General features: G+C 68.6%; 8 protein-coding genes. All 8 read right to left on the reverse strand.

What is annotated here, in order from left to right:
- Positions 1 to 67: 67 nt before the first annotated feature.
- The gene (locus ACLHHB_RS00855) at positions 68 to 1,276 is read right to left on the reverse strand and encodes a hypothetical protein (protein WP_410216386.1); all 1,209 of its coding nucleotides are present in this window, start codon (positions 1,274 to 1,276) and stop codon (positions 68 to 70) included.
- The gene (locus tag ACLHHB_RS00860; RefSeq protein ID WP_410216387.1) at positions 1,270 to 1,884 is read right to left on the reverse strand and encodes a hypothetical protein; all 615 of its coding nucleotides are present in this window, start codon (positions 1,882 to 1,884) and stop codon (positions 1,270 to 1,272) included. Before ACLHHB_RS00860 ends, ACLHHB_RS00855 begins: the two co-directional genes overlap by 7 nt.
- Positions 1,881 to 2,840: a VWA domain-containing protein gene (locus ACLHHB_RS00865; RefSeq protein WP_410216388.1), complete on the reverse strand. Its 960-nt coding sequence runs from the start codon at positions 2,838 to 2,840 to the stop codon at positions 1,881 to 1,883. Before ACLHHB_RS00865 ends, ACLHHB_RS00860 begins: the two co-directional genes overlap by 4 nt.
- Entirely contained in the window at positions 2,771 to 3,718 is a 948-nt protein-coding gene (locus tag ACLHHB_RS00870) for a VWA domain-containing protein (protein ID WP_410216389.1), read from the reverse strand. Before ACLHHB_RS00870 ends, ACLHHB_RS00865 begins: the two co-directional genes overlap by 70 nt.
- Complete coding sequence (locus ACLHHB_RS00875) at positions 3,715 to 4,065, reverse strand: hypothetical protein (protein ID WP_410216390.1); 351 nt, start codon at positions 4,063 to 4,065, stop codon at positions 3,715 to 3,717. The genes ACLHHB_RS00870 and ACLHHB_RS00875 overlap by 4 nt, the downstream gene beginning before the upstream one ends.
- Entirely contained in the window at positions 4,062 to 4,898 is an 837-nt protein-coding gene (locus ACLHHB_RS00880) for a DUF58 domain-containing protein (RefSeq protein ID WP_410216391.1), read from the reverse strand. Before ACLHHB_RS00880 ends, ACLHHB_RS00875 begins: the two co-directional genes overlap by 4 nt.
- Entirely contained in the window at positions 4,892 to 5,863 is a 972-nt protein-coding gene (locus ACLHHB_RS00885) for an AAA family ATPase (RefSeq protein ID WP_410216392.1), read from the reverse strand. Before ACLHHB_RS00885 ends, ACLHHB_RS00880 begins: the two co-directional genes overlap by 7 nt.
- A gap of 93 nt (positions 5,864 to 5,956) precedes the next feature.
- Positions 5,957 to 7,978, reverse strand: a 2,022-nt coding sequence (locus ACLHHB_RS00890; RefSeq protein ID WP_410216393.1) for a response regulator, incomplete at its 5' end; no start/stop codon positions are given.

Here is a 7,978-nt window from a genome sequence, read left to right on the forward strand (position 1 = left end):
TAGCTCAATGGTAGAGCAGCAGCCTTCCAAGCTGAATACGTGGGTTCGATTCCCATCACCCGCTCCATCATCCTTCCCGCACAGCCGCCCCTGACGGGCGTGAACGGCGCCGACCGGATGCGGCGCGCCTGAACGCGGTCAGCCATGCGTCTGCGTCCAGTTCGGATGTGGCTCGTCCAAAAAGATGCGCATCCAGCTGATCCAGCAACACGGCCTGCTGCCGGCTTGCACCGTTCTGCCATGCCACTTGCCGGACCGCAGCGGCCCGGAGCGCCGGCAGGTTTCCCGAGGCCACGGCAGCCGTCATCGCCCCTTGATGCGGACTTCGGCGCAGGGGCCACTGCTCGGGACGCGGCAGCCGGTCCCCCAGCGCCACGATCAATGCAAAGGCCAGACCAAGCCCCAGCAGCGCCATGACCGTCAGCCCCATCCGCACGCCCCCCCGCCCGCTCCCACCGAAATTGCTGCCAAAGCCTGCAAAGCCGAAGGGGATCGGCTTCATGGCGGCAACCTCGATCCGCCGGCCGTCGGTGTCGAACCACGGAAAGGCCACGGCAGGCAGGACGCCAGGCTCGCCCGTGCGGGGGCGCAGCTGCCATTCCCAGACCACGCGCGATACCGGACCCTGGGCCGTGGGGCGGGTGTCGCGAATTTCAGGCTGGGTAAAGCTGATCAGCCAGGGCTGCTGCAGGTCCGGTCGGGGCGGCAGGTGATGGGGCAGTGCGTCCAAGGCCTCGATCGTGACGCGGCGGGTCAGGACCTCGTCCTTTTGCAACCGCCCCGGTTCGGCCGACAATTCATCGGTCAGAACAAGGGCACGGGCCGTCAGGGGTCGGTGCCCGCCCGGGAATGGTCGCACGTTCAACCGCGCCTTTCCCGATGTCACGCGCAGCTTGTCCCGCTGACCATTCCGCGCCACATGCGTCAGGTCATGATGGACCGGCCCGACCTCCAGCACGCCTTCCGTCCGAGGAAACAGCGCGATATCGCGTTCAAAGATCTGGGTCATCCGGCCGCCGATGCGTTCCTTGAACCAGCGGTCCCGGTCGATCTGGATCCAGTCATACGCCGCCCCATCCGGAAAGCGCATCTCCTCAAGCGAGACGGTCAGGTCGTATTCGCCCCGCAGCGTCAGCTTGACCATCTCGGCCACGACCGGGTTGCCGTGGTCGTGCAGGATCATCAGCCGCGCGCCTCCGGGCGGCAAGGGCGGCGATTCGGCCCGCAAGGGCAGCGCGAGGATCATCAGGACCAGAAGCGCCAGGCGGATCACCACGGGTCGCCCTCCTCGGGCCGGATCAACCCCAGTTGTGCGCGGCGGTCGTATTCGGCACGGATGCGCAGGCGCAGAAAGGCGCCCGGATCGTCGATGATCGTTTCCAGCCATTCATCGCTGGCGGCCAGTCCCCGCGCCTCGATGGGGCGGCGCCAGTCTTGGGAACTCGCATTGGCCAAGGCGTTGCTGATCTGATCCTCGGGGGCGGGACGCCCGCCGCGGCCCATGATGCGGCCCGGTGCGGTGCTGTCGCCCACATTCGGCGGATACATCGTCGCCACGATATCGCGATTGGCGCGTGCCTGTTCATCCGCGGGATTGGCGAACAGCACCGCATCGAAATAAGCGACGGCCAGCGGGTAATCCCCCGTAGCGGCCAAGCTGAGCCCGCGGTTGTAGGTCTGCGACCGGCCGGCAAGGGCAAAGGCCGCATCCGCCTCCTGATGGCGTCCCGCCCGATAAAGGGCAACGCCCCGCGCTGCCGGATCATCCAGCAAAGGCAGCGCCAGTGCGTCCCAACCCGCGCGCAGGGCCAGCGTGCCGATGGTCTGCGGCCCCGCCACTGCCAGCAGGATCATCGCCCCCAGCAGCAACCCCCCTATCCTCACGCCCGCACCCGCATCATCAGCAGGAGGGGCAGCGCGGCAAGGGCTGCGAAAAAGGGCCCCAGATCGCGATGGGCCAGCGCCTCCAGTGCAGGATCGCGCCGCGAGTCGCCGCCCTGGGCCAGCCGGGCCGCCAGACGGTCGGCCTGATCGGCCTGCATCATCTGCCCGCCCCCCAAAGCCAACGGGGCCAGCGCATCGGGTGCGGCAGGCGTTGCCCCGGCCGGGGCGCCCTCGACCCGCAGGGGCCAGATGCGCGTGCCTGCTTCAGACAGCCGCCCCGCCTCGGCCAGAGCCTGCCGGTCCACCCCGCCGCCGTCCGAAATCAGGACAAGATCGGCATGACGCGGATCGGACAACAGGCTGGACGTCAGGCCCAGGGCTGCGGCGGGGCGGCTGCCCTTGCCGGGGACGGTCTCGGCGTCCAGAACCGCGATCAGCGTCTCCAGCGTTCGTGGATCGGTGGTGGGGGCCGAGGCGACATAAGCCTCCGGACCGTAAAGGATCAGGCCGACCGGCCGACCGCCCAGCCCCTGCAACAATGAGGCCGCGGCCAGTTGCGCCTGCGTCAGCGCCGAACCCTGCGCGACCGAAGGGGACAGGTCCATGGCCAGAACCACCGCATCCGTGCGGGCCAGCGCGGGCATGTCGCCCCGCGGAAGGGCCGGACCCGCAAGCCCCAGAACCAGCGCGACCGACGCCAGCGGCACCAGCGCTCGATGCCAGCGCGGCTGCGTCCCGCTGATGCCACCCAACGCGAGCATCGCCGTCAGCATGGGCGGCGGCATCACGTCCTGCCAGCCTCCGGCCTCCGGCGCGCGGCGTCCCGCCCACAGCATCAGCATGAGGACAGGCAGCAGCGCGATCAGCCACCATGGACGCAAAAGGATCAGGCCGCCCATCGCCGCCCCCGGAGGCCCTGCAGCATCAGCACAGCCAGCGCCGCGGCCGCCGGCCATGTCCACAGTCCCTGCCAATACCGCAGCGGGGGCGCCTTGCCGGGGTTCGGCTCCAACTGGTCCAGCGTCGCGGCCATCTGCGCCAGGTCATCGGCATCGCGGACGCGAAACGTCTCGCCCCCGGCGGTCTGCGCGATGGCGCGCAGGGTAGCGACATCAACGGCATCGCGAGCGTCGGGGCGACTTTCCAGATCCTCGGGGCCCAGGGCGATGGTGTGGATGCGCATGCCGCGCCCGGCCGCCAGCCGCGCCACCTCGGTCGCGAGAACCGTTCCCGACGTATCGACCCCGTCGGACAGCAGCACGATCACGCGGCTTGGCGCCTCGCTGTCCGCAAGCCGCCGCATCGCCAGCCCCAGTCCGTCCGCAATGGCCGTGCCGCGCCCCGAGATGCCGACCTGCGCCTCGTCGATGGCGCGCGCGACGGCGGTCATGTCAAAGGTCAGGGGGGCGGCGACATAGGCCTGCTCTCCGAAGATGACCAGCCCGATCCGGTCCCCTTGCCGCGCCGCGACAAAGCGCGAAGCCGTGCGCTTGACCGCCTCCAACCGGGTCGCGGGCTGGTTGTCCAGAAAGAAATCCTCCTGCACCATGCTGCCCGAGAGATCCAGCGTCAGCACGATGTCGCGTCCGCTGGCAGGAACCACATCGGCCACCCGCCGCACCTGCGGCCCCGCCAGCGCCAGGACCAGCAGCATCCATGCAAGGATCGGCAGGAGGGGCTTCCGCCGCCGCGCTGCCCCTGCCTCGTGAAGGCCGGCGGCCAGATAGGCGGGCAGCCGCAGGGCCGGACCGGGCGGTGCGGCATGTGGCGCCAACCAGCGCATCAGCAGCGGCAGGAACAACAAGGCCAGAAGCCAGGGAGCCGCAAAGCTCATCGGAGCCTCAGGGTCCGCATCAGGCGGAATCTGCGCGCGATCCGGGCGATCTGGCGGTTCTCGGGCGCGGGCGCCGCACCATAGGCAGGGTCACGGAGGCGGCTCGGCAACTGCCCCAGTTGGCGCGCCAGGGCCAGCAACCGGTCCGGCACCGGCAGCGCCTCCAGGTCACGCAGCCGGAGCCGGCGACTGCGCGACCGGGTCAAGGGACGCAGCAGCATCGAAAGAAAAGTGCCGCAGATCAGGCCCAGAGCCAGCAGCGCCGCCATCTCGGCCAGGGAAAGCTGGTCCAGCGTGGTGGGCAGGCGGGGTGGGGCCAGCGCGGCCAGCATTTCCTGATGCGTCATGGCGCCACCTGACGGGGCTCAGCCCCCAAGGCCATCAACGAGGCAGACAGTTCGGACAGATCAACGGGCGTCAGCCGCGTCAGCAGGGATTGCCCCCCTGCCTGCACGGGCAAGGCCCGAGCGGGTGGCATGACGTCCAGGGGATCAAGGATCAGCGCAACGGCCAGCCGCCGTCCGCGCGCCAGACGGGTCAACGGCGTTTCGGCCCCTTGCCAGCCATCCGGCGCGGTGGCCAGCACCACCTCGGCGCCAGCAGGCACCATCCGTGCCGCCAGCCCCAGCGCCTGCGGCAAGGCATGGTCTGCATCAGCCGGCGCATCCAGGGCCTGTGCATGCAGATCCGCCAGCATCCGGCACAACAGCGCCATCTGCCGGTCCCCGCCTGCGGGAGGCAGAAGGGCCGCCTGCCCCGGCCCCATGACGATCAGGCCGACGTTGCCGCCCCGCCCCACGGCCCGCCAGCCGATGCTGGCCAGATGAGCCGCGCCCTTGACCGAGCGCAGGCACGACCCGGTGCCCCAAAGCATCGGGGCCCGGAAATCCGCGATCAGCAGGGTGACATCGTCACGATCCTCGTGCAGCGCGCGGACATGGGGCTTGCCCGTTCGGGCCGTGGCCGAAGGGTCCATGCGCCGCATGTCGTCGCCCGGCACATAGGCACGGATCTCGCGCAGGTCCATTCCGCTGCCTGCATGGCGCGAAGGCAGGATGCCGGCCCGCCGCGTGGCCGGCCGCCGCGTGTCCGGAGCGGCGGCCTGTTCGCGCAGGGCAAGCAGGTCGTCCACCGCAAGGGCGATGCCCGGCGCCTGCTGCCAGCGCGCCGCGCCTACCACGGCCGGACGAGGCGCAGGGCCTCGGCAATCAGGGCGCGGCCGTCCTGGCCTTCGCTGCCGGCCTTCCAGTCGGGAACCAGCCGATGGGCCAACGCGTCGGCGGCCAGGGCCTCGACATCCTCGGGCAGGCCGTGGTCCCGACCCTGCAGCCAGGCCCGCGCCCGCACCGCCGCGGCAAGGGACAGCGTTCCGCGGGGCGAGACGGGATGTTCGATCCGGTCCGCCAGCACCCCGCCCCGCCGGGTCGAGATGACCAGCCGGATGATGTAATCCTTGAGGACGGGCGACAGGTTCACGGCCGCAACCTCGACCTGCGCGGCCTTCAGGTTTTCGACCGTGACGCGTGCGGCAATGGCTGCAGCGGGCGCGCGGCCCTCGGCCTCGACCAGATCCAGGATCGCGCGCTCGCCCTCGGCGTCGGGCAGGTCCAGCCGCAGGTGCAGCAGGAAGCGGTCCATCTGCGCTTCGGGCAGGGGAAAGGTTCCTTCGTGCTCGATCGGGTTCTGAGTGGCCACGACCATGAACAGGTCGGGCAGCGCACGGCTGACCCCTGCCGTCGTCACCTGTCCCTCGGCCATTGCCTCCAGCAGGGCCGACTGGACCTTGGGAGGCGCGCGGTTGATCTCGTCCACCAGAACAAGCGTGTGAAAGATGGGGCCGGGGAGAAAGTCGAAATGACCTGTTTCGGGACGATAGATCTGGCTGCCCGTCAGGTCGGAAGGCAGCAGGTCCGGGGTACACTGAATCCGCGCATGATCGCCCGGCAGCCGCGCGGCCAGTTGCTTGACCGCCCGCGTCTTGGCAATGCCGGGAGGACCTTCCAGCAGGACATGCCCCCCCACCAGCAGCGCGATCAGCAGACGTTCGACCAGCCAGCCATGACCGATCAGGGTTGCCCCCACCGCATCGGACAGGCGCGCCAGATGGTCACGCGGCGTGAAACCCTCGGGATATGCCTGGTTCATGAGCCCTTCCCCATGCTGCCTGCACAGTGTGCAAGGGAAGGGCTCGACGCGCCAGCATTCCGGGGCCACATGCGACCAAAGTTGCGGGCGGCGCTAGAAGTCGATGGCGGCGATGGCCGCGGCAAGGCGGCGGTCGTCAAACGGCTTCATCAAGAGTGCGGTCCGATTGTCCAGATTTGCGCCCTCGACTTCGCTGTGTCCGGTGGCGAAGATGACCGGCAGTTCCGGATCGCGCTCCCGCGCCTCCTGGGCCAGACGGTTTCCAGGCATGTCGGGCAGGCCCACGTCGGTCAGCAGCAGATCCACGCGGTTCTGCGCCAGCAGGGACAGGGCCGTTGTCGCATCGCGCGCCAGAAGAACCGAATGACCCAGATCCTCCAGCATGTCCCCCACGGACATGCGGATCAGCGCATCATCCTCGCAAACCAGGATAAGGCGGTTGCTCTTCAGGTCGGCGTCATCGGACCCTGAAGGTGCGACCGCCTGCTGCGCCCCGTTCGCCAGCTGATGCCGCAGCTTGCGCGCCAGATCCTCGCGGCCATAGGGCTTTGAGAGAAGTTCGACGCCTTCGTCCAGCCGCCCGGCATGCACGATGGCATTTTCCGCATAGCCTGACGTGAAAAGGATCTTGAGTCCCGGCAGACGCTCCACCGCAAGGCGGGCCAGGTCCGTCGATTTCATCGGGCCGGGCATCACCACGTCTGTGAACAGCAGATCGATCTGCGCGCCGCTGTCGATGACTGCCAAGGCGCTTTGCGCGTCCACGGCCTGCAGCACGTGATAGCCGAGGTCCTTCAGCATATCCACCACGGTTTCACGGACGCCAGGGTCATCCTCGGCCACAAGGATGGTTTCCGTCCCCCCCGCCACGGGCCCGAAGCGCTGGTCCTGGACCTCGTCTTCGGGAAGCAGGGAACGGGGCAGGTACAGCCGAATGGTGGTTCCCTGCCCCAGCTGGCTGTCGACGCGGACATGGCCACCCGACTGCTTGACGAAGCCATACACCATCGACAGGCCCAGCCCGCTGCCCTTGCCTTCCGGCTTGGTCGAAAAGAACGGATCAAAGACCTTTTCCAGAACATCGGGAGGAATTCCAACCCCGGTATCCGTGACCGACAGGACAACATATTGCCCCGGCATCAGGTCCGGGTCGCCGCTGACCAGCTGTTCGTTGACAACCCTGATCAGCAGGCGGCCATGTCCCTCCATCGCATCGCGGGCGTTGATGGCCAGGTTCAGCAAAGCGTTTTCAAGATTGCCGCGATCGATCAGCGTGTTCCACAGGTCGTCGTCCACCCGCATCTCGATTGCCACGGCTTCGCCCAGGGCATGGCGCAGCATCTCGTCCATGCCCTGTATCAGCCGGCCCAGGTTCACGACGCGTGGCGCGAGCGGCTGGCGGCGTCCAAAGGCCAGCAGCTGCGAGGCCAGCCGCGAGCCGCGTGCCACGCCCTCCATGGCATTCTGCAGGCGGCGTCTTGCCTTGTCGTCATTGGAGGGGTTGGTGGCCAGCAATTGCAGGCTGCCGCCGATCACCTGAAGCAGATTGTTGAAATCATGCGCGATGCCGCCCGTCAGCTGGCCGATCGCCTCCATCTTGTGGGCCTGCCGCAGCGCAGCCTCGCTGCTGGCCAAGGCCGCTGCCGCCTGCTTTTCCGCAGTGATGTCGCGGCCAAAGGCATAGATCGCCTCGCTGTCCGCCACGGTTGTCCATTCGATATGGCGCTGCTCGTCACGGCTGCTCATGACCACCGCCTCGAGCGGCGGGGCCGAGGTCCCGTCCGCCAGCTGCTCCAGCAACCGGCGCAACTGGGCCTCGACCGCCGGACGGTCCTTGGGCAGCACAAAGTCGAGAACCTTCCGTCCCAAGGTCTGATCCTCGGTCCAGCCCATCAGCGCGCTCCAGGCCGGGTTCACCGAAACGATCGTGCCATTGCGCGAGGCGGTCAGCTGAACGACCGGAGACAGGCTCCAGATCCGTTCCCGTTCGCTGGCCAGGCGGCGCTCCTGCGTGATGTCGCGGCCGACGGCATGGATGCGCCCGCCGTCCGGAACAGCGGTCCAGTCCAGCAGGCGATAGGTGCCGTCCTTGCAGCGATACCGGTTCTCGAATGC

Source organism: Paracoccus sp. (in: a-proteobacteria) (assembly GCF_046462195.1).
Lineage (GTDB): Bacteria > Pseudomonadota > Alphaproteobacteria > Rhodobacterales > Rhodobacteraceae > Paracoccus.

Excerpts from the sequence above, each read along its gene's own strand:
- ACLHHB_RS00865 (WP_410216388.1), bottom strand. The coding sequence starts at position 2,840 with ATGGCCGGCGGCCGCGGCGCTGGCTGTGCTGATGCTGCAGGGCCTCCG.
- ACLHHB_RS00870 (WP_410216389.1), bottom strand. The coding sequence starts at position 3,718 with ATGAGCTTTGCGGCTCCCTGGCTTCTGGCCTTGTTGTTCCTGCCGCTG.
- ACLHHB_RS00875 (WP_410216390.1), bottom strand. The coding sequence starts at position 4,065 with ATGACGCATCAGGAAATGCTGGCCGCGCTGGCCCCACCCCGCCTGCCC.
- ACLHHB_RS00885 (WP_410216392.1), bottom strand. The coding sequence starts at position 5,863 with ATGAACCAGGCATATCCCGAGGGTTTCACGCCGCGTGACCATCTGGCG.